The organism is Halorubrum sp. SP3, assembly GCF_005435195.1.
Classification (GTDB): Archaea; Halobacteriota; Halobacteria; order Halobacteriales; family Haloferacaceae; genus Halorubrum; species Halorubrum sodomense.
Map to the genome: position 1 here is coordinate 1 of NZ_SGTU01000692.1, position 240 is coordinate 240.

Annotated in this window: 1 pseudogene; it reads left to right on the forward strand. The window is 66.2% G+C overall.

Annotation, left to right across the window (positions count from 1 at the left end):
* A pseudogene (locus tag EXE42_RS17980) lies at window positions 1-240 on the forward strand (ABC transporter substrate-binding protein); the annotation flags it as partial.

The window sequence follows — 240 nt, forward strand, 5'->3', positions numbered from 1 at the left end:
GGGTCCGATCGTCGGCAACTCCATCCGTCGCCGCGGCGAGGACTGGCACGACTACCGGTACTACTCGCTGTACGAAGCCTTCGAGGTCGTCGCCGACGTGTTCCAAGAGCGCGAGCGCTACGAGGCGCTCAAGTCGGTCCACGACGGGCTGATCGCGGACATCGAGTCGCGACTCCCCGACCAAGCCGAGCGGCCGACGGTCGGGCTCCTCTCGGTCAACTCCGACTTCGAGAACGGTAC